This is a genomic window from Magnetospira sp. QH-2 (genome assembly GCF_000968135.1).
In the GTDB taxonomy this organism is placed as follows: Bacteria; Pseudomonadota; Alphaproteobacteria; order Rhodospirillales; family Magnetospiraceae; genus Magnetospira.
Genome location: NZ_FO538765.1, coordinates 2,279,761 through 2,306,543 on the forward strand (window position 1 = coordinate 2,279,761; position 26,783 = coordinate 2,306,543).

Annotated in this window: 22 protein-coding genes; 13 read left to right on the forward strand and 9 right to left on the reverse strand. The window is 58.4% G+C overall.

Annotated elements, in window-relative coordinates; translation table 11 throughout:
• Nucleotides 1-167 precede the first annotated feature (167 nt).
• The 7 genes from MGMAQ_RS10790 (at nucleotide 168) to MGMAQ_RS10820 (ending at nucleotide 9,664) form a co-directional block, all read left to right on the forward strand.
• A complete protein-coding gene (locus MGMAQ_RS10790) occupies nucleotides 168-2,435 on the forward strand; it encodes a flagellar hook-basal body complex protein (protein ID WP_046021550.1) in 2,268 nt (755 codons plus the stop codon).
• Between the two features lie 27 nt (nucleotides 2,436-2,462).
• Nucleotides 2,463-3,455, forward strand: coding sequence for a hypothetical protein (locus tag MGMAQ_RS10795; RefSeq protein ID WP_046021551.1), 993 nt, complete (start codon nucleotides 2,463-2,465; stop codon nucleotides 3,453-3,455).
• Between the two features lie 221 nt (nucleotides 3,456-3,676).
• The gene (locus MGMAQ_RS10800; protein WP_046021552.1) at nucleotides 3,677-4,813 is read left to right on the forward strand and encodes a flagellar basal body P-ring protein FlgI; all 1,137 of its coding nucleotides are present in this window, start codon (nucleotides 3,677-3,679) and stop codon (nucleotides 4,811-4,813) included.
• Complete coding sequence (locus MGMAQ_RS10805) at nucleotides 4,813-5,136, forward strand: rod-binding protein (RefSeq protein ID WP_082085381.1); 324 nt, start codon at nucleotides 4,813-4,815, stop codon at nucleotides 5,134-5,136. The genes MGMAQ_RS10800 and MGMAQ_RS10805 overlap by 1 nt, the downstream gene beginning before the upstream one ends.
• Nucleotides 5,133-5,597 carry a flagellar export chaperone FlgN gene (locus MGMAQ_RS10810; protein ID WP_046021553.1) on the forward strand — a complete coding sequence of 155 codons (465 nt, stop codon included), beginning with the start codon at nucleotides 5,133-5,135 and terminating at the stop codon, nucleotides 5,595-5,597. Before MGMAQ_RS10805 ends, MGMAQ_RS10810 begins: the two co-directional genes overlap by 4 nt.
• Before the next feature lie 18 nt (nucleotides 5,598-5,615).
• A complete protein-coding gene (gene flgK / locus MGMAQ_RS10815) occupies nucleotides 5,616-7,871 on the forward strand; it encodes a flagellar hook-associated protein FlgK (protein ID WP_046021554.1) in 2,256 nt (751 codons plus the stop codon).
• Between the two features lie 29 nt (nucleotides 7,872-7,900).
• Nucleotides 7,901-9,664 (forward strand): flagellin, encoded by a 1,764-nt coding sequence (locus MGMAQ_RS10820; RefSeq protein ID WP_046021555.1) that lies wholly within the window; start codon nucleotides 7,901-7,903, stop codon nucleotides 9,662-9,664.
• A 185-nt stretch (nucleotides 9,665-9,849) separates the two neighbouring features.
• On the opposite strand, the gene MGMAQ_RS10825 is transcribed toward MGMAQ_RS10820, so the two are convergent.
• A complete protein-coding gene (locus tag MGMAQ_RS10825; RefSeq protein WP_046021556.1) occupies nucleotides 9,850-10,878 on the reverse strand; it encodes an amino acid ABC transporter substrate-binding protein in 1,029 nt (342 codons plus the stop codon).
• Nucleotides 10,879-10,953: 75 nt separating this feature from the next.
• Here MGMAQ_RS10825 and MGMAQ_RS10830 point away from each other — a divergent pair, with 75 nt between their 5' ends.
• The 3 genes from MGMAQ_RS10830 (at nucleotide 10,954) to MGMAQ_RS10840 (ending at nucleotide 13,484) form a co-directional block, all read left to right on the forward strand.
• Nucleotides 10,954-11,604 carry an SCO family protein gene (locus MGMAQ_RS10830; RefSeq protein ID WP_082085382.1) on the forward strand — a complete coding sequence of 217 codons (651 nt, stop codon included), beginning with the start codon at nucleotides 10,954-10,956 and terminating at the stop codon, nucleotides 11,602-11,604.
• Between the two features lie 100 nt (nucleotides 11,605-11,704).
• Nucleotides 11,705-12,025 (forward strand): hypothetical protein, encoded by a 321-nt coding sequence (locus MGMAQ_RS10835; RefSeq protein WP_046021557.1) that lies wholly within the window; start codon nucleotides 11,705-11,707, stop codon nucleotides 12,023-12,025.
• Between the two features lie 127 nt (nucleotides 12,026-12,152).
• On the forward strand, nucleotides 12,153-13,484 hold the full coding sequence (locus tag MGMAQ_RS10840) for a hypothetical protein (RefSeq protein WP_148560925.1): 1,332 nt from the start codon (nucleotides 12,153-12,155) through the stop codon (nucleotides 13,482-13,484).
• A gap of 15 nt (nucleotides 13,485-13,499) precedes the next feature.
• Here the strand turns inward: MGMAQ_RS10840 and MGMAQ_RS10845 are convergent, their stop codons facing one another.
• The 8 genes from MGMAQ_RS10845 to MGMAQ_RS10880 all read right to left on the reverse strand — a co-directional run bounded on the left by MGMAQ_RS10845 (nucleotide 13,500) and on the right by MGMAQ_RS10880 (nucleotide 21,526).
• Nucleotides 13,500-15,119: a S41 family peptidase gene (locus tag MGMAQ_RS10845; protein WP_052716324.1), complete on the reverse strand. Its 1,620-nt coding sequence runs from the start codon at nucleotides 15,117-15,119 to the stop codon at nucleotides 13,500-13,502.
• 3 nt (nucleotides 15,120-15,122) lie between these two features.
• Entirely contained in the window at nucleotides 15,123-16,055 is a 933-nt protein-coding gene (locus MGMAQ_RS10850; protein ID WP_046021559.1) for an exopolyphosphatase, read from the reverse strand.
• 35 nt (nucleotides 16,056-16,090) lie between these two features.
• Nucleotides 16,091-16,855 (reverse strand): TlyA family RNA methyltransferase, encoded by a 765-nt coding sequence (locus MGMAQ_RS10855; protein ID WP_046021560.1) that lies wholly within the window; start codon nucleotides 16,853-16,855, stop codon nucleotides 16,091-16,093.
• Nucleotides 16,856-16,884: 29 nt separating this feature from the next.
• Nucleotides 16,885-18,819: a 1-deoxy-D-xylulose-5-phosphate synthase gene (gene dxs, locus MGMAQ_RS10860; RefSeq protein ID WP_046021561.1), complete on the reverse strand. Its 1,935-nt coding sequence runs from the start codon at nucleotides 18,817-18,819 to the stop codon at nucleotides 16,885-16,887.
• Nucleotides 18,820-18,844: 25 nt separating this feature from the next.
• Nucleotides 18,845-19,729 carry a polyprenyl synthetase family protein gene (locus MGMAQ_RS10865; RefSeq protein ID WP_046021562.1) on the reverse strand — a complete coding sequence of 295 codons (885 nt, stop codon included), beginning with the start codon at nucleotides 19,727-19,729 and terminating at the stop codon, nucleotides 18,845-18,847.
• A 13-nt stretch (nucleotides 19,730-19,742) separates the two neighbouring features.
• Nucleotides 19,743-20,000, reverse strand: coding sequence for an exodeoxyribonuclease VII small subunit (locus tag MGMAQ_RS10870; protein WP_046021563.1), 258 nt, complete (start codon nucleotides 19,998-20,000; stop codon nucleotides 19,743-19,745).
• Between the two features lie 114 nt (nucleotides 20,001-20,114).
• Nucleotides 20,115-20,459, reverse strand: a complete 345-nt coding sequence (locus tag MGMAQ_RS10875; protein ID WP_148560926.1) for a sulfur globule protein CV3 — start codon at nucleotides 20,457-20,459, stop codon at nucleotides 20,115-20,117.
• A gap of 137 nt (nucleotides 20,460-20,596) precedes the next feature.
• Nucleotides 20,597-21,526 carry a histone deacetylase family protein gene (locus tag MGMAQ_RS10880; protein ID WP_046021564.1) on the reverse strand — a complete coding sequence of 310 codons (930 nt, stop codon included), beginning with the start codon at nucleotides 21,524-21,526 and terminating at the stop codon, nucleotides 20,597-20,599.
• A 166-nt stretch (nucleotides 21,527-21,692) separates the two neighbouring features.
• Here MGMAQ_RS10880 and MGMAQ_RS10885 point away from each other — a divergent pair, with 166 nt between their 5' ends.
• The 3 genes from MGMAQ_RS10885 (at nucleotide 21,693) to MGMAQ_RS10895 (ending at nucleotide 26,757) form a co-directional block, all read left to right on the forward strand.
• On the forward strand, nucleotides 21,693-22,862 hold the full coding sequence (locus tag MGMAQ_RS10885; protein ID WP_052716325.1) for an efflux RND transporter periplasmic adaptor subunit: 1,170 nt from the start codon (nucleotides 21,693-21,695) through the stop codon (nucleotides 22,860-22,862).
• A gap of 4 nt (nucleotides 22,863-22,866) precedes the next feature.
• On the forward strand, nucleotides 22,867-26,088 hold the full coding sequence (locus MGMAQ_RS10890; protein WP_065814691.1) for an efflux RND transporter permease subunit: 3,222 nt from the start codon (nucleotides 22,867-22,869) through the stop codon (nucleotides 26,086-26,088).
• Nucleotides 26,089-26,379: 291 nt separating this feature from the next.
• On the forward strand, nucleotides 26,380-26,757 hold the full coding sequence (locus tag MGMAQ_RS10895) for a helix-turn-helix transcriptional regulator (protein ID WP_046021565.1): 378 nt from the start codon (nucleotides 26,380-26,382) through the stop codon (nucleotides 26,755-26,757).
• The last annotated feature ends 26 nt before the right edge of the window (nucleotides 26,758-26,783 follow it).

The window sequence follows — 26,783 nt, forward strand, 5'->3', positions numbered from 1 at the left end:
TCTGCACGACAAGCGCCCCTGAAGGCAATTCCTGCCCCTCCGAACTATCGACAAACCGCGCCTTTTCAACGGGTTAGATATATTTTGCTCTGGCACGTTCCTTGCGAATGTCTTGATGGACTACTGGTTTCATTAAAGGGAGCGCCCAACCGGGCGTTTTGGTTGCCATGTTGTACGGCATGTTTTCATCCGCGATTATGGGCATGTACTCCCAGGCTCAGACCATGAGTAACATCGGCACCAATATCGCCAATGTGAATACAGGCGGCTACAAACGCACCGACACGCACTTCTCCACGGTGCTCAGCGAGCGGATGCAGCACGAAGGCGATCAAGGCGGAATCAGACCTAAGGAATACAATCGGATTTCCAATCAGGGCAATATTGTCGGCACCGACAGAGCCTTGGACCTGGCCATCAACGGCTCCGGTTTTTTCGTTTTGAACACCAAAGCGGATGGGAGCGGTGATACTTTTTACGGACGCGACGGCTCGTTCCATCAGGAAAGTGGCGAATTGTCCTCCGCCGTTGATAACAATGGCAATACCGTCCAATTCAAGAAAGGCTATCTGGCCGATAAGAACGGTTATTTCGTGCAAGGCTGGGAAGCCGACATCAACGGCAATTTCTCTCCAGGAGGTACCTTGAAGCCCATCCGCCTGGATATGTTCGCCTATTATGACCAGCCGGTTTCGACCACGGAGGCCAACCTGCACCTCAATCTGCCCGCCGATGCGGTGCCCGGTGAGAATTTCCGTTATAGCGCGGCGGTGTTTGACAGCCTGGGCGCTACTCAGGCCGTAACCTATAACTTCACCAAGACCGATACGGAAAACGAATGGACGGTGCAGGGCACTTACGACACCTTGCCCACGGCCCAGGTGAATTCGGTTTCCCTAAGCGCTGGGCAGACCGACACCCTTACTCTCACCGGAACCGTCGAGGCTGGTGATACCTACACGGCATCCATCAACGGCAACGCGGTTAACTATGTCGTCCTTCCCGGGGATGTCACCATTGACGATGTGCGCACCGGCTTGATGAATGCCATCAATGCAAGTGGTACCGTCAATACAATTGTCGCGGCCACGGCCGGGGCATTGCCGGGACAGATGGTTCTCAACTCCGTGGCTGCCGGCGCCACTTTCACAACCACGACCAGCGCCACCAATGCCGGCATCGCCACTGACGAAGCCATTGCGGTGAGTAGCGGCAGTTCCATTGAAGCTGGGGACGTCTATACCGTGACCATCGATGGCACGGCGGTAAGCTACACGGCATTGGGCACCGAGACCGATATGGACGGGGTCCGCGACGGACTGGTCGCGGCCATCAATGCCCACGCCACCGTCAGCACCAAGGTCACCGCAACGCCAAGTACAACCACCGGCGAAATCACCCTGACCGCCGCCACGGCAGGCACGGCCTTCGACGCCACGGTCTCGGCCACCAATGGCGGCGCCATTGCCGACAACAGCATCACGACCGCCATCACCACCGCCAATCTGAGTGCAACGCCGACCACCACTTCCAAGTCCACATTTGTTTTTGATGGCCAAGGCAAGCTCTCGGAGATTCGCACCGGCGCGGCGCAAGCCCAGGTCAATACTCTTACCCTGACCGGCGGTGTTATCGAGGCCGGTGATACCTATACGGCGACCATCGGCACCACCGATGTCACCTATACGACTTTGGGGACGGAAGCGGATATCGATGCCGTCCGTGACGCTCTGATGAATGCGATCAACGCCGATGCCACCGCCGGCGCGACGGTTGTCGCCACGGCGGGAGCGAACCCTGGCGAAATCGTGCTAACCGCGAACACGCCCGGTACGCCGTTCACCATCGGATTCAATGCCGCCAATGGTGGGGCGACCGCCGACAATGCCATCGCCGGGGTGAATACGACACCCAACAAAGTCAACCTGCCCTCGAGCAATCCGGCCACGACACTGACCAATTCCTTTACTTGGGCCAATGGCGGCACGGCCACCACCGCCTTCGATTTCACCGATACCACCCAGTTTGCCTCCGATGATCTGGTACAGCTCTACTACGACAGAAACGGCAATACCGGCGGGCAATTGAGCGGTATTACCTTCGATACCTTCGGGGTGGCGGTTGGCTCCTTCTCCAACGGCACCTCGCGGGCCTTGTACAAGCTGCCTTTGGCCCAGTTCGTCAATCCGGATCTGCTCAGCATCTATGACGGCAATGTTTACGGGATCAATGACAACGTGCTGGCCCCGTCCTTGGTTTCGGCGGAATTGGATGGTTTCGCCACCTTTACGCCCAACGCCAAAGAGCTTTCAAACGTTGACATCGGCGATGAATTCTCCAAGATCATCATGACTCAAAACGCCTATAATTCCTCTGCCACGGTATTCAAGACCGTGGACGAAATGACGGTGGTGGCCAAGGACCTGATCCGCTGACGCCATCTCACCCACTGAAAGGGCCCAATGGCTAATGCTCCACTGAAAAAAGCCTTGGTCACCTTGATCATTGGCGATTCCTACGTCGAGGCGTTCGAGAAGTACATTCAGCCTACCTGGAAGCCTTATGCCGAAAAGCACGGCTATGATATCGTTGCGCTGACGGATCTCATCGATCAGGACTGCGATCTATCGAGAAAATCCATCCATTGGCAAAAACTGCTCATTGGCCTGCATCCGCAACTCAAGGAATACGATCGGCTGGTCTGGATCGATTCGGATATTCTGATCAACTATCATATCGCTCCCTGCATTGTTTCCGCCCATACCGGCACCGGGATCGGCGGCGTCGCAACCAGCCCGCCCGACTGGGGCATGGGCGGCCAAGCGTTCGGGCGCTCCAGCCTCCATAGCATCATGCAGCAGTTGCGCATTTGCGCCCACAGAGCCCCGCCCCGCCCCGTCAGCATCCTGCAATCAAACTACCAAGACTATTATCGGGTCATGGGACTGGAAGGCACCGCCGACCAAATGATCAACACCGGCGTACTGGTCTTTGATCCGGCCGTTCACGCCTCGCTCTTGGCCGAAGTCTACTTAAAGCATGAAAAGAACTTTATCGATTTCGAGATGACTCCCCTGTCTTTCGAGATTCTGGAACAGGGGCTGTTTGACCCATTGGACGAGCGCTTCAACATGCCTTGGAGCCAGGTGGTCCTGCGCCATTACCCGTTCCTGTTTAACAACGAGTTCCTGCATGCCCATCCGGATCTGATCGTCCAATGTGTCAATGCCACCTTCCGCCAGTCCTGGTTTTTGCATTTCGCGGGAACGAGCAAGCATCCAATCACCAAACTGCCACTGCACTCGGTGGATATCACCTGCCCCGACCTCCCCGACCTGGTCTTTCCCGATATGAAGGATCAGTGGCGCGAATGGTTCGAATTTGTTGACGAAATTGGTTTCCGCAAGCGCTTTGCCGAACGCAGCGCGGGACGCGATATCGACGTGTTCATATGAAAACGCAAGGTCTCGCCCCCCTGGCGGAGGGGTTGGGGAACTAGGCCAGTATGACCCGGCAGATGTTGCCCGCCGCCTCGGTTTTCTTCCCTCACGGCTGACCGCACTCAAAATTATGGCATTAATTTCAATAAATTAGATAATCCGCGCAAGTGGCATGGCGCTTGCAAATTCCTTGTCGGACCTTTGTAACAGGACCCAACGGAATAGCGGAATACGTCATGAAAACCATTACCAAGCGCGTTCTCACCCTTCTAAAACCGGCCCTGGTGGCCTGTGCTTTGGTGGCTGTATGGGCTCAACCGGCCGATGCCGCCTCGCGGATCAAGGACATCGTCGAATTCGAAGGGGTCCGTGACAACCAATTGGTCGGCTACGGCCTGGTGGTCGGCCTCAACGGCACAGGCGATAGCCTGGGTGATGGGCATTTCACCAAGCAAAGCCTGCTGGCCATGTTGGAGCGCCTGGGGGTCAAACCCACCAGTGACGGCCTGACTTCCAGCAATACCGCCGCCGTGATGGTCACCGCCACCCTGCCCCCCTTCTCCCGCAAGGGAAGCCGCATCGACGTGAGTGTCAGTGCCCTTGGCGATTCAGACAGCCTCACCGGCGGTACCTTGTTGGTTACGCCGCTGCTTGGCGCCGATGGCGAGGTTTATGCCGTTGCGCAAGGTCAGTTGGCCGTGGGCGGCTTCAGCGCTGCGGGCAACGCCGAGAGCGTGACCAAGGGTGTCCCCACCGCCGCACGGATTGCCAATGGGGCCATCATCGAACGCGAAATCGGATTTGAGCTGAGCTCCTTGCAAAGCGTCAACATCAGCCTGCGCAACCCGGATTTCACGACCGCCCGACGGTTGGCTCAGGCCATCAACGCCTTTCTCGGCACCGATGCCGCCCGGCCGCGTGATCTCGGTACCGTGCTGCTGCGGGTTCCAGACAACTACGAAGGCAATGTGGTTGGTCTCCTGACGGACATCGAACAACTGCGCATCCATCCTGACCTCATGGCCCGCGTGGTCATCGACGAACACTCCGGCACCATTGTCATGGGCGAGAACGTGCGCATCAGCACCGTTGCCATTGCCCAAGGCAGTCTGACCATTCGGATCACCGAGGCGGCGCAGGTCAGCCAACCCGGCCCGTTCGCGGAAGTGGGCGAAACCACCACCGTCGACCGCACCGATATTCAGGTAGACGAACAAGCCGACAACCGCCTGGCGGTGGTGGACGGCGGCGTCAGCCTCCAGGACCTGGTCAACGGTTTGAACGCCCTGGGCATCGGCCCCCGTGATATGATTACCATCTTGCAGGCGATCAAGGCCGCCGGTGCCCTGCAAGCCGACATCGAGGTGATGTGATGACCGGAACAGACCTGATGGCCGCCCAGATGGAAAATGCCCTGATGGCCGGCAAAGCGCTGCAACAGCCGAAGCCAACGGCCAACCTGGGCCGCATGCGCGAAGTCGCCGAGGATTTCGAGGCTGTGTTCCTTGGCCAGATGCTGCAACCGATGTTTAACAGCATTGGCGCCGAAGAGCCTTTCGGTGGCGGCCACGCGGAAAAGGTCTGGCGCAGCATGATGGTCGATGAGTTCGGCAAGCAGATGGCCAAATCCGGTGGCGTCGGTATCGCTGATTCCATCATGCGACAAATGATCCTGATGCAGGAGAAAGCCCAATGAATAGCCCCGATACATCCAAGTATCCCCATGCGGATCTGGTCGACGATATCTTCTATGTGGCCGAGCGCATGATCGATTTCCTGGAACGCGAAAATCAGGCCCTCTACGACAAGAACTACGACCTTATCAAGGAGACGGTCGACGAGAAAATCAAACTCTCCATCGGCTACGAGAAGCTCTATCGAAAGCTTTCATCCAACCCGGAAGCTCTGGCCCAACTGCCCGATGAAGTGCGCCAGGAGTTGCGTGAAATGGCCAAGGATTTGGATGACCTGCTGGATGAAAACGGCATGCTTTTGGAAGCCAAGATCAAGGCGGTTCAGATCGTCGTGAACATGGTGGCCGAAGCCGCGCGAACCACCAAAAACGGTCCGAGTACTTACGATGCAGACGGCGCCGTGGCCCGCGAGGAACCTCGCGCGCCTACCCGCACGTCCTTCGCGCTCGACCGCAACTTCTAGACCTCGAGGAGAGGTTTCATGGCCGGCAATATCACCCTCGCATTGCAGACAGCTACTTCCGGACTCATGGCCAGTCAGGCCGGTCTTGATGTGGTCGCCAATAACATCGCCAACAGCAATACGGAGGGATATTCCCGTAAGATCGCCAACTTCGAGCAACGGGTCGTCGCCGCCGACGGCGCGGGCGTGCAGATCGCCGAGGTCACCCGCATCGTCGATGAAAACCTGCTGAAAAGTTTCCGTCGAGAACTGGGCAATACGGCCGAAGTATCGGTCAAAATGGACTACTTCGACCGGGTGCAGAATCTGTTCGGGGAACCCGCAGACAATGACTCTGTGGCTCACCTTATCGAAGAATTGACCATGTCCTTTGAAACCCTGTCCACCTCGCCGGAGCGTACCTTCGAGCAGGCGGAAGTGGTGCGCCGGGCCACCGAAATCGGCGTCAAGCTCAACCTGATGACCAATACCTTGCAAGACATGCGCTGGCAGGCGGACAAAGCCATCGCCGATGCCACGACCCGCATCAACAATCTGTCCTCCGAAATCGAGGATATGAACAATAAAATCGTCACCAATTCAACCATCGGCCACGACGTGACAGACCTTCTGGATAAAAGGGACATGGCCTTGGACGAACTGTCCTCCTATTTGGATATCCAGTATTTCACCCGTGAAAACAACGATGTGGTGGTATTCACCGAAGGCGGCGTGGCGCTGATCGATCATACCGCGCGGCAGATGACCCATATCGCGGCCTCCCAATTGGATGCCACGGTGACTCACTCCAAGGGCAACATCGGGGCCATCACCCTTTCCGGTGGCGGCACGTCTGAAATCGACATTACCGGATTGATCACCCGCGGCGAGTTGAAGGGCCTGATTGACCTGCGCGATCACACGTTGACTGATTTGCAAAGTCAGCTCGATATGCTGGCCGGTGAGTTGCGCGACACGGTGAATGCCCTGCACAACGACGGTGCCCCCTTCCCCGGGCTAACCTCGGCCACCGGCACTCGCACTTTCGTCGATCCCTCGACCCAAACCATCACCTTGTCCGGCGGCGATGTGACGGTGGCCCTGCTCGATACCAGTGGTGATCAAGTAGCCGCAACAACTCTTGACACCATCATGCAATCGACCACCTACGGTTCGTTGGCCGCCGGTCTCGCGGCCAATGCGAAAACCGCGACCGGCCCTTGGGATATCACGGAAATAGCCGCGACCTTGCAATCCTACATTCAGGCCAACGGCGGCAGCACCAGCGATACGGTGACGGTCAACACTGCGGGCAATCTCGAAATCAATATAAGCACCAGCAACCTGGGAATCGTGTTCCGCGATGAAACGGCCACCGCCAATGGTTCCACCAACAGCGATGTGACCATTCAGTACGATGCCAATGGCGATGGAACGGTCGATCGCCATGTCTCGGGTTTCTCGACATTCTTCGGTCTCAATGACCTTTTTGTCGATGGCCTCGACCGGACCCGCCACGACAGCGACATCAAGGCCAGCAACTACACCTGGCGTCCCACCAACGGCATGAACATGATGTTCAAGGATGGCACCAGCACGGCGGAAAGCATCACCTTGTTGGGTGGTACGGCCTACTCGCTCAGTGACATCGCCGAACTGATCAATGACGCCAACGATGGCATTTCCTTTGTGACCGCGACGGTCATTCCCGATGGGTCAGGCAATCGGTTGCGCTTGGAGCATGATGATGGACAGGTCTTCGAGGTTCTTGACGATCAAGGAGTCGGTGGCACCGATTCTTTCATCGAAAACCTGGGCCTGGAAATGAGCGATGCCAGAGCCGCCCAATTTTTTGGCGTGCGCTCCGATATCGTCAGCTCTCCGGCGCTGCAATCCCGCGGGGTCATCCAATGGAACGCGGACCTGGGCATCAACGGCGAATACTTCTTGAGCATCGGTGACAATACGATCAGCCAGAACATCGCCGAAATGATGACTAACGGGCATAGTTTTGAGGCCACCGGCGGCCTGTATGACCAGACGGTCACCTTCTCGGAATACGGCGGCGCCATTTTGTCTTACAATGCCGGTTTGGTCGCCACCACGGAACGCACACTTGAAAGTCAGGAAACCCTCAGCGAGGCCCTGCGCGAACAGGCTGACAACTACAGCGGCGTCAACTTGGATCAGGAAATGGCCAATCTATTGATTTTCCAGCAGTCCTTTTCCGCCGCAGCACGGGTGATCAATATCATCACCCAAATGTTCGACGACTTGGAATCGATGATCAGGTAAACTGGTTATAGAAGGATAAGGAGGCCGTCATGGTCACCCGCATAGCAGATTTATCGTTCACCACCTCGATGGTGGGTCGGCTGCAACAGCTGCAGGCGAACCTTCTTGAAAAGCAGGTGCAGGTCTCGAGCGAAAAGAAATCGCAGCAGTACTCTGGTATCTCTGACCATTCCCAACGCTTGGTCAGCATTGAGAATTTGACCGCCCTGAATGATCGATATGTCCGCAACAACGATATTGTCGGCACAAGGTTGGAAGTTCAGTGGAACGCCTATCAGGCCACGGAGATTACCATTACCGACATGCGCGACCGCCTCGAGACTTTCCTTGAATTCTCGACCAGTGACGAAACCGCGGTCGATGACATTCAGGACTGGGCGTATAAATCCATGCTGGCCATTGAATCACAGCTCAATGCCTTTGTGGATGGGCAGTATCTTTTCGCCGGATCCAAAACCCATACCAAGCCGGTGGATTTCGGACTGACCAATCTTAGTGACTTCCAGGCCAAGTATGACGGCGAGAAGGTCACCTATCCGACCACTCGCGATGCCCACTTGGTCGAAACATCCTTGTCCGAGGACACCACGGGCAACAGCACCTCCTGGCTCAGCTTCAACGCCACCACCAATATCATCACGGCCTCCACATCGGCCTTTGGCACGCTGAAAGCGGGATCGGTCTTTACGGTCTCAGGATCCCCCAGCAACGACGGCAACTACAGCGTTCGTGACGCCTATGCGTTCGATACCAGTGCCTTGGACGCAGCACCGACGATTACTTTGCCTGATGCCTCGACCCTGACCAATGCCGACTTCGGGACATTGAGCTATTCCAATCCAGTGACCATCACCGCGGCAACAGCGAGTTCCTTGTCCGGAATCGCGGTCGGTGATTCCATTACGATCGCCGGATCGACGGATGCCGACAACGACGGCACCTATACCGTGTCCGCCAATACCGGCACGGTGCTGACCGTTGTCCCCAACAAGATCACCGTCGCGACAGCCTTTGACACCAGTGCGCTGGACGCTGCGCCGACAATCGATTCATCGGTCTCCGGTGTCGGCGATCTGACCGCCGCCGACTATGGCACCCTGAGTTTTACCACCCCCAATACCGTCGTTGCCGCGACAGGAGGATCCCTGGCCAATTTGTCCGTTGGGGACGTGTTCACCATCTCCAATGCCACCGATTCCGACAATGACGGCAAATACACGGTGCTGACCAACGACGGCACCACCATGACCGTTACCTCATCAACCTTGACCACCGAAGCCGGTGTGGCTGGGACCATCACCGCCTCCAACTACTTCAAGGGCGACGATACGGTGTTGACTCATCGCATCGACAAAGACTTCACCATCGACATGGACATCAACGGCATCCACCCGGCATTCGAGAAAGCCATCCGGGCCATGGGCATCATCGCCCAGGGCACTTTTGGCACCGCCGGCGGTCTGGACGCCAACGAAAACCGGGTCACCGAGGCCCGCTGGTTGCTGGATTCAGCCTTGGATCAGGTCACCGGCGAGGCGCCACCCTACGGCACCGAAGTTTCCGGAGACATGGTCTCGTTGGGCTTTAATATCGGCTTCAAACAAATCCTGATGGAAGATACCAAGGAGCGCTTCACCAAGCTCAACACGGTCCTGACGGTGCAGGCCGACGAAATTGAAAACGTCGACCTGGCCCTGGCCATTGCCGAGTTCACCGATGCGTCCACGGCGTTGCAGGCCGCTTATCAAGCCTTCGCCCAGGCCCAATCCTTGTCCTTGGCTGATTATCTTTAAGAGGCGGATTTAAAAGTATCCTTTAGATATCAAGGCAGTAAATTTTTGATCTGGCCAGGAAAGGCCGACGACACGGGGCGGCGCCCCGTTAGGAGGTCTTGACGCCGCCAGAGCGGAAATATACGCCCTCGAGATCAAAGGAATACTTTTGAATCCGACTCTAAGGGCACTCGCGCCGGTCGGGTTCAATTGAACGGCATGGCATAGAGCAGCCCGCCATCCCGCCATTGCCGGTTCAAGCCGCGCTTGGTTTTCAATGGCGAGTCTTCTCCCAAATTGCGGGCAAATACTTCGCCGTAGTTTCCTACCTGAGCGATCACGCGCTTGGCCCATTGGGCATCCAACCCCAACAATTGCCCCAAATTGCCCTCGACGCCCAACAGCCGCGCCATCTCGGCCGAGGTGGGATCCTTGGTCATCTGATCAACATTTTTCGAATTCACCCCGAGTTCCTCCGCCCCGATCACCGCGTTGACCACCCATTTCACGATATCGAACCATGCGGGGGAATCTTCGCGAACCACCGGCCCCAAGGGTTCCTTTGAAATGATGTCGTCCAATAGGACATAGGCCTGAGGGTCCGGGGCGAGGGAATGGCGCAAAGAAATCAACCCGGATCGATCATCGGATATCAAGTCGCATCGGCCATTGAAAAATGCCTTGAACTGCCCCTCCCATGATCGAAAGGTATGCACGTCGAAGGCGATTGTTTTCCTGCGGCTCATATCGACAATGTTTTGGTGTGTGGTGGTATTCTCGGCCACACAGACGCTGGCATGGTCCAGGTCAGCGATCTTTTCCGCACCCAGGGATTTCAAGGCCAGAAACCCTTGGCCATCAAAATAGGTGACCCCGGCAAAATGGAAGGGCATATCCGCATCGCGAGACAGGTTCCAAGTGGTACTGCGGATCAACAGGTCGATCTCGCCACTTCGCAAGGCCTCGAATCGCGTGGAGGGGCCGAGGGGGTGGAACTGCACCGAACCAGCATCGCCAAGGACCGCCGCCGCCACGGCGCGGCAGAAATCCACATCAATCCCTTCCCATTGCCCCCCTTCGCCCAGACGGGCAAAGCCCTGATGATTCTCGGCCACGCCGCAGACCACAAATCCCCGGCTGCGGACGTCATCCAAGGTATCGGCAGCCACGGGAAGAGCCCGTAGTATGATGAGAAACAAGGACCCGCACAGGATCGCTATCGCCAATCGATTCATTTCGATTTTTCCTTTGTGCCCCCCATACGATAGGGGTAGCAGTATAGATTGGTCCAGAAAGGCTGTCGCGGCCAAATGGAGCCTGGATTCTTGATCTTCGTCAAGGGCTTCATAGGGATGCTGGCGCACATTCTCATGGAACCGGTTCACTCTCCGAGGAGGCTTCCTTTGACCCAACGCTGGCTATCCATTTTGATCGCGATCTTGATGCTGATGGCGTCCGGCCCCGCATCGGCGGAAATCGGCGGTCGCTATATTATGCGGGATCACCTGGGCAATGTGGTCTACGACAAAGATTTCGAGGGTAAATTCCAGCTCATAACTTTCGGTTACACCTTCTGTCCTGATATCTGCCCGACGCAATTGCAAACCACCGCCGATGCCTTGGCCCTGCTCACACCCGAGCAACTGGCCCAGGTGGTCCCCATTTTCGTCTCCGTGGATCCGGAAAGAGATACCCCTTCCGTCCTGCGGGACTACGTGGCAACGTTCCATCCGGCGATCATCGGCCTGAGCGGCACGCCACAACTGACCGACCGGATCATCGGCCTATACAAGGTCAAAGTGGCCAAGGTTCCCTCCTCCACAGGCGATCCGGACATGTACACCATGGACCATACGGCAGGCGCATTTCTGATGGGGCCGGACGGCAAATACATCGCCAAGATCCCCCATGCCTCCACACCGGAACAGATGGTCGAAAGACTACGCACGTTCATCAAATGATGGGAGGGGCATGGCCCCCATCGAAGCTGTTTTCAAAAGGGTCTTCAACCGCTATACTGCCGCCCGCCAGCATCGCAACAAAAGCCAGAAGGCATGAGCAATGAGTGACTTGGAAACCCTGTTGGACCGTGGCACGCGTGCACAGGTTATTGCCGGCCTGAGCTACGTGGGGGTGCTGTGCTTTGTGCCTTTGATGGTTCGCGACAACGCTTTTGTCCACTTTCACGCCAAACAGGGGCTGGTCTTGTGGGCCTGGAGTGTGATGGCAGGCATGGCCCTGTTCGTGCCATCGATCGGACGCCCCTTTGCCATGTTGTCGCTCATCGCCATCGTCATGCTATCGCTGATGGGCCTGGCCGCCGTGGCCTTGAAAAAAGCCTACAAGCTGCCTTTGGTCTACGAACTGGCCAACAAGATTTGATTCCCTGATCGAAATGCCCGCCTCCGCCAACATGGGGTGGAAAATCTGATTCATTCGGGTACAATCATTTCGGCTCAAAAACTAATTGCTTTCGAAATGCCTTTGATTTGGGGCAAAGGACCCGATATTGCCGCGGACCCGACTCCTTCCTGACGCCTTGCGCGCGCCTGCCGATGCTGCGGCGACCTCACCGCCGCGCAAAACTCTCGCCAAGGGCATGGTTGATTGGGAAATCTTTTTCGAGGCCAAGGACCAAGGGGTGATCCCGCTGGTCAAACAGGCCCGATCCCTCGATACTTTAGAAAAATGCTATGCGGTGACCGTGGCGCAGTTGTTTCGTCGAGACGGCGATTCCGACCGACGTCGGACCTTTGAGGCCTTGTTCCATGAACTGGTGGGAGCCGGGGAACAAGACCTGGAGGCCATCAAGGAGCGCCTGACCCTCGTCTTTCGCCATATCAAGGAGGAACGCAAGGAACGGGTCGATATGCTGCTCAAAGCCAAGGCTTCCAAAGCCGAAGAAGAGGAGCGCCGCGCCACCGAGGCGCAAGTGGACCTGGACGAGGATGAATCGGTCGAACTAGAGACTCCGATGGCCACGAGCCCCGATGAACCGGAAGGCCCCACCGCGCGCGAGGCGTTCAAGGAAGTGTTTGCACAGTTGTTCATCAATCGACTGATGCTGATGGAAGCGGACATGGACTGGTGCCAAAAAAACCATGTAAAGCCGCCCTTCTTCTGTTCCCCGGATTTCTCGGCCTTGTTCAAACAAGCGCTGATCGATCATCTGGGAGATGCCATGGCCGATCATTTCCCCAGCCTGCTCACCCGTATCAAGCTCAAGGAACCGGACGACCGCCTAGCCTATACCCTGGAGAACCTGGAAGACCGCAAATACCGCCGGGTGCTCTGGGAAACCTGGCAGGGGGTTTGGGCGCGCGTTACCCAGGAGCAAGTGGCTCCCAAAAAACCGTCGCCGGAAAAGCAAAAGAAAAAAGGCTTTCTGGAATCCCTGACCGGTCAATCGGGCGACAAAAAAGGCGATAGTATCGCCGGGTGGAAGAAAAAGGTCGCGGCAGTCAAGGAGCACAACGCCAACTGCGTGGCCCTATGGGAAATAATCACCGATACGTCAACGCTCTTCGTGCCTCCGACCAAGGAAGACGATGGCAAGATGCTCATGCAATTGTTCGGGCGCAGTATGTCGGGCCTGAAAAAGGAAATCACCGCCCTACGACAGATCGCCGGACAAGGCGGTGAATTGGGTCGCGCCTTTGACCGCTATCAGGCAGGCAAAAGCCTGGACCTGTCGCTCACCGTGGTCAGCTTCCAGGCACCGGATCTCTATCAGGATGACCATAAGAAGATCTTGAAAAAATATTTGGCTGGAATCCCTGCCGAGAGTCGCGCCTCGGCCTACCCCCTGACCACCCGTTTTCTGGGTGAATTCTTAAACTAAAGATTTTAATCGTTCCTAATGAATACCGGCCTCGTCCGTGGCCTTGACCGCCGTCAGGAATCCTGGGGTCGATCCGCTATGCAGATAGGCCAGGGCGCATCCTAGAGCCTTGTCCTTGCCTTCTTCCCCGGCGGGGGGGCAGCGGTCTTCAGACAGAGTCACCTTGGCCTGTCGCTCCTGACCATGATCGACCTTCAATGCATTCGGCAGATCTGCTTCCCGGCGGGCTCTATGCTCTTCGGCTTCGGCTTCGGTCTTCGCATCGACTTCCGCTTCGGATGTCTCGTCCTCCGAGGCCGCTTTTGCAGAGCTCTTGTCCTCTTTTTTCGCCGAGGCTTGCAAAACGATATCAGGCAGCACGCCAACCCCCTGGATCGCCCGCCCCGAAGGAACATAGTAAAGATCCGTGGTCAGCTTCAAAGCGCCTTCAAGATCCAGACGGGAAACCACCTGGACCGACCCTTTGCCAAACGACCGGGCCCCCATGACCGTGGCCCGTCGGTGATCCTGCAAGGCCGCCGCGACAATCTCGGAAGCCGACGCGGATCCCTCGTTAATCAACACGACAATGGGCAATCCGCGGGCCAAATCACCCCATTTGGCGTTGTGGTCGCGCCCGTTCCGTCCATCCCGACCACGGACGGAAACCACCTGGCCCTCATCAAGAAAACTATCGGCAAGGGTCACTGATTCACTCAACAGTCCGCCAGGATTGTTCCGCAGGTCCAGAACATAACCCTTCAATTTCGGTCCGATCTCCGCCCGCAGAGCCTCAATGGCTTCGACGGTGCCTTCGTCCGTGGTTTGCGAGAATCGGCTGACGCGGATATAGCCGATATCCCCCTCGGCCCGCCATTTGACCGCCTTCACATGCACGATGTCGCGCCTCAAGGTCACATCGAAAACATCGTTTTCGCCACGCAGAACCGTCAGTCTGATGGAGGTACCCGGTTTGCCGCGCATCACCCGAACCGCATCGGTCAGCTTCTTACCTTTGACTGCTTTGCCATCCAGATGGGTGATCAGGTCGTTGGCTTTCAGGCCGGCCCGAAAAGCAGGTGTATCATCGATCGGTGAAATAACCTTCACCGCACCGCTTTCCTTGTCCAGAGTTACCAAAATCCCAAGCCCGCCAAATTGACCTTGGGTGGTCACCTGCATTTCCTTGAATTCCTGCGGGTTCAGATAGCTGGAATGGGGATCCAGCTTTTCCATCATCGCATCCAGCGCCGCTTCGACCAAATGCCGATCCGTCTGCTCCTTGCCCTCTTCGGGTTTGTAGAGACGCAGGCCTTCGATGGCGGCATCGATCAGGTCCGCGTCCACCACGGGCTGAACATACTGAGTGCGGACCTTGGAGAAAGCATTGCGGAAATGTTCAAGCTGCTGAGGGTTGTCCGTCGTGGAGACTTCCAGGTAGACGTCTTGGAAGCGGGACAACTCTTTTTCCGCTTCCGAACCCAGGTCATCGAACAGGCGCCCCAGACCAAAAACGGCTTGGGCCGAATTCGCCCCGACACATCCCGCCAACACATGGGTCAACAGGCCACCGATGAGGAACCCGACGACCAGCAGTCCAGACCGATAGGCTAGGTTTCCGGCTCGCCCGGATCTGAGGGAAAAACGTTGTGCCACCGGTCAACCGTCGGCCGTGATGATTTCGGTCAGCTCCGCCAACACCTTTTCGGCATCATCGTTTTCCACCTGACAGGTTCCCGCCGCTTCGTGGCCGCCTCCGCCATATTTCAATGCCAATTCACCCACGTTTGTCTTGGAGCCACGGTCAATAACCGATTTACCGATGGCGAACACGGTATTGAGCTTTTGCAGCCCCCAAATCACATGAATCGAGATATTGATCTGCGGATAGAGCGCATAGATCAAGAACCGGTTGCCGGCGAAAATAATCTCCTCGCCGCGCAGGTCCAGCACGGCCAGATTGCCATGCACGGTTGTGCAGCGCTTAATCTGATCTTCGAACTGGCTTTGGTGCTCTTCGTACAGCTCCACCCGCTCCCGGACATCGGGCAGCGCCATGATCTCGTCGATGGTGTGATTGCGGCAATAGTCGATCAATTCCATCATCAACTGGTAATTGGAAATACGAAATTCCTTGAACCGCCCCAGGCCGGTGCGTGCGTCCATTAGGAAATTGAGCAGTTCCCAGCCACCCGGCTCACGGATTTCCGCCTCGGTGAACTGAGCCGAGTCGCCCTTGTCCACGGCCTCCATCAGATCCGGTGCCACATTGGGGAAGCCCTCGGGACCCTTGAAATGGTCATAAACCACCCGCGCCGCCGAGGGAGCATGGGGACTGACAATATAGTTTTCGGGAATGGCTTCGAGACGCAGAGTCTCGCTGAAATGATGGTCGAATGCCAGATGCACCCTGGGGTCATAGGGCAAGTTGGTTGTGATATCCGTGCTGGCCAACAACACCGTACCGTCCTGCACGTCTTTGGGATGGACGAACTTGATCTCGTCAACCATCTCCAGTTCCCGCAATAGCACCGCACAGACAAGACCGTCAAAATCGCTGCGCGTGACCAACCGATATTTAGCTTCCGACATGGAATGTTCTCCGAAGAATCCCGATTGCGTTAACTTTAAGTGCTTCTGTCGCCGGAGGAAAGCCTTCTCGCGGCAATCAGAAACTCCTTATTGCCCTCGGGCCCCTTGATGGGGCTTTCGGTCACGCCGAGAACCGCCCATTCGGCCTGGCATTCAATCCAGTTTCGAATGCTTTCACAGACTTCTTCGTGCAGGGCTGAGTCCCGCACGACACCGCCCTTCCCGACCCGCTCGCGCCCCACTTCGAACTGCGGCTTGATCAGCGCCACCAGGACCGCGCCGCGGGCCGCCAGAGCCAAGGGAGCGGGCAGCAAAGTGCGCAGCCCGATGAAACTGGCGTCGCAGACAATCAGGTCGATCGGTTCGGGGATCATCTCCGAAGTCAGGTAGCGGGCATTGGTGCGTTCCATGACCACCACCCGCGAGTCGGTACGCAGCTTTTTGGCCAATTGCCGGTGGCCCACATCTACCGCATAGACCTTGGTCGCGCCGTTGTTCAGCAACACATCGGTGAAGCCGCCAGTGGAAGCGCCCAGGTCGAGGCCGGTCTTGCCGGTCGGATCGATGCCAAACTCGGACAGGCCCTTGGCCAGTTTCAGCCCGCCACGCGAGACCCAGGGGTGATCCTGGCCATTGATATCGATAGGGATATCGGTGCGTACCTGCTGGCCCGGCTTGCCCAGGCGCTTACTCTCGGAGGTGACGCAGCCCGCCATGATCAAGGCCTGAGCCTTGCTCCGGCTTTCCACCAGACCGCGATCAACCAACAGCTGATCGAGGCGCATTTTCGGATTGGCCATGACCGCCTCACTTGATGAGGATCTGGGCCTCAGCCCCCCTGCGCCACCGTCGTCACTTCGATGCCCAGGGCGGCCAGGGCGGTGCCGACCATGGCACCGGCGCTCAGTCCGGCCCGGTCGTACTGCTTGGCCGGGTCGTCGTGATCCATATAGGTATCGGGCAGCACCAGCGGGCGGAACTTCAGATGCCCAGTATCCAGCAGGCCCGCATGGGCCAGATACTGAGCGACATAGGAGCCGAAACCGCCGACCGAGCCCTCTTCCACGGTGATCAGCACTTCGTGGTTGGTGGCCAGACGATGAACCAGGTCTTCGTCCAAGGGTTTGGCGAAGCGGGCATCGGCGACCGTTGTGGTCAGGCCACGCGCCGCCAGTTCTTCCGCCGCCGACAAGGCTTCGGCCAGACGGGTACCCAGGGAGAGGATGGCCACCTTGGTGCCTTCCTTCATCACCCGCCCCCGACCGATTTCCAGGATTTCGCTGCCCACCGGCATGTCCACACCGACCCCTTCGCCGCGCGGATAGCGGAAGGCGATGGGGCCTTCGTCATAGGCTGCCGCCGTGGCCACCATGCGATCCAGGTCGGCTTCGTCCGCCGCCGCCATGATGGTCATATTCGGGATACAGCCCAGATAGGCCACATCAAACGCGCCCGCGTGGGTGGCGCCGTCGGCCCCCACCAGCCCGGCCCGGTCGATGGGGAAACGCACCGGTAAATTCTGTAGAGCCACGTCATGGACCACCTGGTCATAGGCCCGCTGCAAGAAAGTGGAATAGATGGCACAGAAGGGCTTCAGCCCCTCGCAGGCCAACCCGGCGGAGAAGGTCACCGCATGCTGTTCGGCAATGCCCACGTCAAAAAAGCGCTTGGGATAGAGCTCGGCGAACTTGTCCACGCCGGTCCCAGCAGGCATGGCGGCGGTTACCGCGACAATCTTGCCGTCATTTTCCGCCTCGCGCACCAGGGCATTGCCGAATACCTTGGTATAGGCGGGGGCATTGGATACGGCCTTGATGGGCTCGCCGGTCACCACATTGAAACGGCCCACGCCGTGATACTTGTCGCGGGCTTCCTCGGCGGGTTGATAGCCCTTGCCTTTTTGAGTCACCACATGGACCAGCACCGGCCCCGGGCTATCTTCGAATTCGGCGTCTCGGACGTTTTTCAGCACCGGCAGAAGGTGTTCCAGATTGTGGCCGTCGATGGGGCCCACGTAATAGAATCCCAATTCCTCGAACAAGGTACCGCCGGTGACGAAGCCACGGGCATATTCATCGGCGCGCCGGGCGGCGGCTTCCAATGTACGGGGCAGATAGCGGGTCACTTCCTTGGCCAGGCTGCGCAGGCTGAGGAACGACTTGGAGGACACCACCCGAGACAGATAGGCGCTCATGGCGCCGACGGGCGGGGCAATGGACATATCGTTGTCGTTGAGAATGACCACCATGCGTGAGCGTTCGTATCCGGCGTTGTTCATGGCCTCATAGGCCATGCCGGCGCTCATGGAGCCGTCACCGATGACCGAGACCACGTGATTGTCGGCCTCTTTGATATCGCGCCCGACCGCCATGCCCAAACCGGCGGAAATGGATGTGGAGCTATGGCCGGTGCCAAAGGGGTCATATTCGGACTCGGTGCGCTTGACGAACCCGGAGAGTCCACCGCCTTGCCGCATGGTCGCCATCCGATGACGCCGTCCAGTGAGAATTTTGTGCGGATAGGCCTGATGCCCCACGTCCCAGATCAGCTTGTCGCGCGGTGTATCGAATACATGATGCAGGGCAACGGTCAGTTCCACCACACCCAGGCTGGCCCCCAGATGGCCACCGGTGACCGAAACATGTCGCACGATATCCGAACGGATTTCCGCCGACAGTTCGATCAACTGTTCGAGATCCAAATCCTTCAGATCGTCGGGCGACTGAATGGCATCCAACAGCGGTGTGGGGGCGTCCACGTTCAAAATACTGGTCCTTAGTTCCGCGCTCTCACGTCGAGCGTTCAACAACGAAGCGGGCGAGGTCCCGCAAAGGGTCTGCCTTTTCCCCGAACATTTCAAGGTGTTTAGCTGCCTGGTCGGCCAGCATGTCGGCCTGTTCCCGGGCCCGCCCTATGCCCAGCAGGGACACAAAGGTGGCTTTTCCGGCATCCGCGTCCTTATGGACCCGCTTGCCCACGGCAGCCTCGTCGCCGGTCTCATCAAGCAAATCGTCGGCAATTTGGAAGGCCAATCCCAAATCATGGGCATAGGCAATCAGTGCCTGCCGGGCGGCCTCGGGGGCCTTGCCCAGGATCGCCCCAGATTCGCAGGAAACGCGGATCAATGCCCCGGTTTTCATGCGTTGCAAACGGGTGATGGCGGGAATATCCAGATCGTTGTCCTCGGCCCACAAATCAATCATCTGGCCGCCAACCATGCCTTCAACACCGGAAGCCCGGGCCAGAGCCACCACCAGAGCGGCGCGTACCGCCGGGTCGGAATGGGTATCCTCGTCCGCCAGCACCTCGAAGGCCTGGGTCAACAGGGCGTCACCGACAAGAATTGCCGTCGCTTCGTCATATTGTTTGTGGCAGGTCGGACGCCCACGCCGCAGGTCGTCGTCGTCCATGGCGGGCAGATCGTCATGGACCAGGGAATAACAATGCACCATCTCGATCGCCGCCCCGGTGCGCAGGGCGGATCGCTCCGAGACATTGAACAGCTTCGCGCCCTGGACCGCCAAAAATGGCCGGATCCGTTTGCCGCCGCCCAAGGTGGCGTAGCGCATGGCCTCGATCAGCCGGTTTTCCGGCCCATCGGCGGCGGCCAACAGGTGATCGAGCATCTGCTCGATGGCGTCAGCGGTTTGAACCATGGTTTGTGAAAGGGTCATCGTTCGATTCCGCTCAATCCAATTCCGCCGGTTCGCTCGCCAAGCTCCCGTCCGGGCGTTGGACGATGCGGTCGATGCGAATGCGGGCCTCGCTGAGCTTTGCCTCGCAGTGACGTTTGAGATTGCTGCCGCGCTGATAGGCGTCGATGGCCTCGTCCAGCTTACCCTTCCCTTCTTCCAAGGTGCGGACGATGGTCTCCAATTCGGCCAGGGCTTCTTCGAAGCTCAGGCGCGTGATGTCGTCCGGCATGGTGCTGTCCGTATCGGTCATGAGTCTCTGTTCCGCTTATAAGGCGCGGCAGTCTAGTGCCGCCTTTTCGCACACGCAAGAAAAACGAAGGGCGGAGCCTGAGCCCCGCCCCGTTTGCCGTTGGATTTGCAAGATCTACTGGCTGGCGGCCGGTGCCGCCGCCTGGGTCGCCGGAGCAACCGCGTAGGGGTAGCCATATCCATAGCCATAGGCCGGATATCCGTAGCCGTATCCACCATAGTATGGATAGCCGCCATAGGCCGGATACCCGCCATAGGCCGGATACCCGCCATAATACGGATAGCCACCGTAGCCGTAGCCGGGATAACCGCCCCAGCCGTAGCCGGGATAACCACCCCAAGGACCACCGCCCCAGCCGTCATCGAACGGCCACCAGAACGCCTGAGAATCTTTTGTCGGAATAGCGGATACCGCCAAGGCCAAAACCAAAGCGCCCAGCAGCATACGGAATTTCATCATGATGGACCCTCCCTTTAGATCAAGATCGCGCCCCGCACCCTCCGCACGAGGCACGCGTTACTCCAGACCTGGGAACTATATCAGATTATGCTAATGTGGTCAAAAGTCACCTTGGGTTTTTTCCACATTTGAACGGATCAATGGCCCATCAAGGCGCTGACATGAGCCGCCACGCCGCCTGCCAGCCCGGTCAGGTCATACCCGCCTTCCAAAACCGAGACGGCCCGTCCGTCGCAACAATCATCGGCGATGGTGAGCAGGCCTTCAGTCACCCAGCCGAAATCCTCGTCCTGGAGTCGCAGATAGGCCAGCGGATCCTTGGCATGGGCATCGAACCCGGCCGAGATGATCAACAGGTCGGGCTTCCATTGGCGTATTTTTGGAAAGATGACGTCTTCATAGGCGCGGCGGAAGTCCTCCGAACCGCTGCCTGGATCCAGCGGATGATTGCAGACGTTGTCATGCTTACCCCGGTCGCTGGTGGCGCCGGTGCCCGGATAGGCGCCCGCCTGATGGGTCGAGGCATAAAGCATGTAAGGATAGTTCTCGCAAATGGCCTGGGTGCCATTGCCATGATGCACGTCGAAATCCACCACCGCCACCCGCTCGGCGCCGCAGGACTCATGGGCATGCAGCGCGCCGATGGCCGCATTGGCAAAGAAACAAAAGCCCATGGCATGCTCCGGCTCCGCATGGTGCCCCGGCGGACGCACGCCGCAAAAAGCGTTGCGCGCCTTGCCCGCCATCACCTGTTCCACCGCATCGATCATCGCCCCGGCGGAACGCAAAGCCGCTTCGGGGGTATGGGGACAAAGCGCCGTGTCGGGATCCAAATGCCGGTGCCCCTGGGCCGGAACATTCTCCAAAATATCGTCCACATACCAATCCGGATGCACCTTCTCGATCAGTGCCCGATCGGCCCGGGGCGCTTCGACCCGGTGTAGATGCAGATAGGCTTCGCCTTCCAATATGCGATTAATGGCCCGTAGCCGGTCCGGCCGTTCCGGGTGCCCTGCCCCCATTTCATGATCCAGGCAAGCAGGATGGGTGTAATACAGGGTCGACATGGTGGGGCTCCTCGGACCGGCAATGGATTTGGTAACGCAAAGTAACAGGCCGTTGCACCATGACGCCAGACCCCTTACACAATAAATGAGTTGTTCTGGCGGGATTGGCTCCCGATATGCAGGGAAAGTCCAGCCACCCTTTTTGACCAATAGATAAAGATATGACATGCGCTCTTTTTCGTTGATCGTCGCGACCCTGTCCTTGCTCGTCCTCACCGGTGCCGCGTCGGCCCAGGAAAAGGCCAAGGCGGGTGCCAAGAAATCCCGCGCTACCTTGGTCAGCGTGGATATGGTGCGCAAAGAACCACTCACACAGACCGTGCCGGTGCTGGGGCGCTTGATCTCCAGCCGCATCGGGGTGGTTTCGGCCCGCACCGATGGTCCGCTGGTCGCCTTTCGCGTTCAGGTCGGAGATCGGGTGGAATCGGGTCAGGTGATTGCCGTTCTGGACGCCGAGCGGGCCAAGCTCGAACTCACCCTCCGCCGCACCGAAGTGGCCCAGGCCGAAGCCGCCAAGCGAACCTCGCAAGCCCAGGCCGCCTTGCTGCGTCAGGAGCTCAAACGGCTGGAAAACCTGAAAAAGTCAGCCGCCTTCAGTCAGGCCCGCCTGGACGACAAGAAACAAGAAGTGCATGCCGCTCAATCGGCGGTGGCCGAGGCCCAGGCCAGCATCGCCCGCAGCCGGGCGGCCCTGAGCACCATCGAGGTGGATATCCGTGACAGCGAAATCCGCGCGCCCTATGCCGGTGTGGTCACCGAACGCCATACGGAACTGGGCGCTTGGGTCAAGACCGGCGAAGCGGTGGTCTCGTTGATCGATGATCGCAATCTGGAAATCGAGATCGATGTGCCATCCAGCCGGATCGATGGATTGCCCCAAGGCCGGGAACTGCGCTTCGACATGGGTAGCCACAGCGATTTGATGGCCCGGATCCGCGCCGTCATCCCCCGGGAAAACCCGCTGACCCGTACCCGCGCCGTGCGCCTGACCCCAGACTTCAACGATGACCAAATGAAAGGCCTTGCCGCGGGGCAGAGCCTCACTTTGCATATACCGGTGGGGGCCACCCGCGATGTGGTTACGGTCCACAAGGATGCGGTGGTCATGCGCAAAGGCAAGAACCTGGTCTATGTGGCCAAGGACGGCAAAGCGGAAAGCCGCAACGTGGACCTGGGCGTATCTGCCGGGACCCGCTTCGAGGTTCTGTCAGGATTGGAACCCGGTGACAAAGTCGTGACCCGTGGCAACGAGCGCCTACGCGATGGTCAGGCCATCCGTGCCAATGGCAACCCGGCCAAAGGCATGGCCGAGACAATGCCAAAACCGAAAGGCTGATCGCATGGATTTGATCCGCACATCCATTCATCGCCCCATCGCCGTGGTGGCGGCGGTATTGATGGTGGTGCTGTTTGGCATGGTTGCCTTGCAGACCATTCCCATCCAGCTCATTCCCGACGTCAACAAGCCTTTGATCACCGTCGACACCCGCTGGCCCGGCGCCGCTCCGGCGGAAGTGGAACGGGAAATCGTCAACCGGCAGGAAGAAGTGCTGCGCGGCCTTGAGGGTCTGGATGAAATGACCAGCCGCTCGCGCACCGGTCGTGCCACGGTGCGCCTGGAGTTCGCCATCGCCACGGACATGGACAAGGCCCTGCTGCTGGTCTCCAACCGCCTTGACCGGGTCAATGGCTACCCCGAGGAGGTGGACGAGCCCACTTTGGATACGGCAGGCAGCGAAGACAGCCCGATTGCCTGGTTCGGACTGACCCGCCTGCCGGGCAACGATAAGCCGATCCATACCTTCGGCGACTATGTGGAAAACGTCATCCAGGATCGCATCGAACGGGTGCCCGGCGTTTCCAGGGTCAATGTCTACGGTGGCAGCTCGGGGCGCATGGAAGTGGTCATCGATCCGGCGGCCATGGCCCGGTACGGCCTGACCGTGCCAAAAGTGGTCACCGCGCTGCGCCAGGCCAACGTTTCGGTCTCGGCGGGGTCCGTGGACGAAGGCAAGCGACGCTACGTGGTGCGCTCTGAAGCCGAATTCACCTCGTTGGATCATGTGCGCCAGGTCCTGCTCCGCACCAACAGCAATGCCACCACCGGGCAGGTGGCACGGGTCACCGTCGGCGATATCGCCGAGGTCCGCTTCGGTCATGCGGAACGGGGCGCCACCATCCGTCGCATGGGCCAACCGGCCATGGGCATCAATGCCGTCCGCGAAACCGGCGCCAACGTTATCGAGACCATGGCCGGGATCCGCGAAGCAGTGACCGAGTTGAACAAAGGTCCCCTGCCCCGTGCCGGTCTGCACCTGCGACAGATCTACGACGAGACCTTTTACATCGAGTCCGCCATCGACTTGGTGAAACAGAATATCTGGATCGGCGGCAGTCTGGCGGCGGTGATCCTGATGCTGTTCCTGCGCTCCTGGGCGGCGACTTTGATCATCACTCTGGCCATCCCGGTTTCGGTGATTGGTTCGTTTGTCGCCATGGCCGCCATGGGCCGTTCCATCAACGTCATTTCCCTGGCCGGGATCGCCTTCGCCGTGGGCATGGTAGTGGATGCCGCCATCGTGGTGCTGGAGAACATCTATCGCTTGCGTCAGGAAGGCAAGCCGAGACGGGTCGCCGCCTACCAGGGCGCCAAGCAGGTCTGGGGCGCGGTGCTTGTCTCGGCCCTGACCACGGTCATGGTGTTCATCCCCCTGCTGACCCTGGACCTGGAAGTGGGCCAGTTGTTCCGCGATATCGCCGTGGCCATCTCAGTAGCCGTGATGCTGTCTTTGGTCGTTGCGGTCAGCGTTATTCCCGCGCTGGCGAAATCGTTGTTACGGCAACCAGCGAAAGAGATGGGCAATGAAAACCGCCATATCCCCCTGATCGACCCCGCGGCACGGATGTTCAGCCGGTTCGCGATCAATTCGACCCGCACGATCGTAGGAAACCGAGGCCTGTCCTTACTTGTCGTGGCTGCGGCCTGCGGACTGGGGGCCTTGGCAACCTGGGCCTTTCTGCCCAAGCTTGAATATCTGCCGGACGGCAATCGCAACCTGATTTTCGGCTCCATCCTGCCGCCGCCAGGCTACAACCTGGAAACCACCACCGCCGTCGCCAATGACATCGAGAGCGCGGTCAAACACCTATGGACCAACGACCCGACCGAAAAGGCGGCCGAAGGCGAGCCACCGAAGATGGACAATTTCTTCTTTGTCGCGGCCCGTACCTTTACCTTCGTCGGCGCCTCCTCCACCGAGGGCAGCCGGGTGCGCGAGCTGATCCCCATCCTCCGCGGTCCGGTGTTCAAGGAACCGGGAACCCTGGGCTTCATGCGCCAGCCATCGATTTTTGGGCGGACCATCGGCAGCGGCCGGACCGTGGATGTACAGATCACCGGCGCCAAGCTGGAAGAAGTGCTGGATGTGGCCCGCCGCGCCTTTGGCATGATCAATGGCATTCTACCCCGCAGCGAAGGTCATAGTGTCCGCCCACGTCCGGGCCTGGAACTGGGCGCGCCGGAGGTCCGTATTTATCCCGATCCGGTGCGCTTGGCCGACAACGGCGTCACCGCCCGGGAGTTCGGCGACACGGTGGATGCCTTCAATGACGGCCTGCGGGTGGCCGAGATCACCGTGGACGGGGAACGCATCGACCTGACCCTGATGGGACCGGAAAACCGCATCACCCAGACCCAGGGCATCGAAGGCCTGCCCATTGTCACCGCTTCGGGCACCATTCTGCCTCTGTCCTCCCTGGCCGATGTGACCGTCACCACCGGGCCCATCGAGATCCGCCACCAGGAACGCGAACGGGTTGTCATCCTGCAAGTCAATCCGTCCCGTGACATCCCGCTGGAAACGGCCATGCAGGTGATCGACGAAGAGGTTCTGAGCAAGCTGCGGCAACAGGGCATGCCCGACGGGGTAAGGCTGCGGCTGGCGGGTACGGCGGACAAGCTGGTACAGACCTGGGACGCCATGGTCTGGCAACTGCTGATCGCCATCGCCATTGTCTATCTGGTCATGGCGGTGCTGTTCGAAAGCTTTGTCTATCCGCTGATCATATTGTTCTCGGTTCCCCTGGCCACGGCGGGCGGAATCGGGGGTCTGGCGCTGCTCAACACCTATGTTCAACAACCGTTGGACATGCTGACCATGCTCGGCTTCGTGATCCTTATTGGCATTGTGGTCAATAACGCTATCTTATTGGTGCATCAGACTCTTCACCATCTCCGTGATGAGGGTGTGGGAATTCATGAAGCGATCCTTGAAGCCACACGCAATCGCATTCGACCCATATTCATGTCCACTTTGACATCGGTTTTCGGCATGCTGCCACTGGTGCTGTTCCCCGGTGCCGGATCGGAACTCTATCGCGGATTGGGATCGGTGGTTTTGGGGGGATTGGCCCTGTCCGCGATCCTCACCTTGTTGATCATTCCGCCACTACTGACCCTTGTGGTGGGCACCGTGGAAGCCCGCCGGTTGGCTCGTCGGCGGCGGCGCTCGGCGCGTATTGCCGCCAAGAAGGCCGCAGAATCCCCTATGGAAAGCACCTGACCGCCAGGCCGCCAGAAAATCATTACGGTTTTTTGCAAAGCACAAAGACCCGAGGAGTCCAACGCAGAAGGAAGGGATAGATTCTCTTGGAATTCTTCCATTTTTGCTCACGTTATCTTCGAAATCGAAACTGATACCTTGTTGCACCGCACATCATTTTTGAAAAAAAGATTTTGAATTCCATTTTCGTTCATATATTCTAAAAAAATAAAGTGGTAGCTGGCGATAGACCGGTCCCACGCCATAAAATCTAAAAAAACCCAACAGGAAAAACTAGAGGAACCCTGGGAGATGGACCTGGAAATTTTTCAGAACAATGTGAGACAGGCAAGTGAATTGCTCAAAGCCATGAGCAATCCACATCGTCTTCTCGTTCTATGCCAGTTGGCGAGCGGTGAGAAATCCGTTGGTCAATTGGAAACAGTGGTTGGACTCAAGCAGTCGGCTCTGTCACAGCACCTGGCGCGTTTGCGGCGCGACCGATTGGTCCAAGCCCGCCGGAGCGCTCAGAACGTTTATTATTCCCTTGAAGGAGAAGAGGCCAGTTCCGTCATTGAAACGCTCTATGGCCTTTATTGTGGACCGGCGGAAGCCATGGCCGCAGACAGTGAGCAGGAAGCCGACAGCGCCGCCTGCCCCGCTCCGAACGCGACCGCGCACGCCGCCTAAGGCATTTAGCGGAATGGTCTTTGACC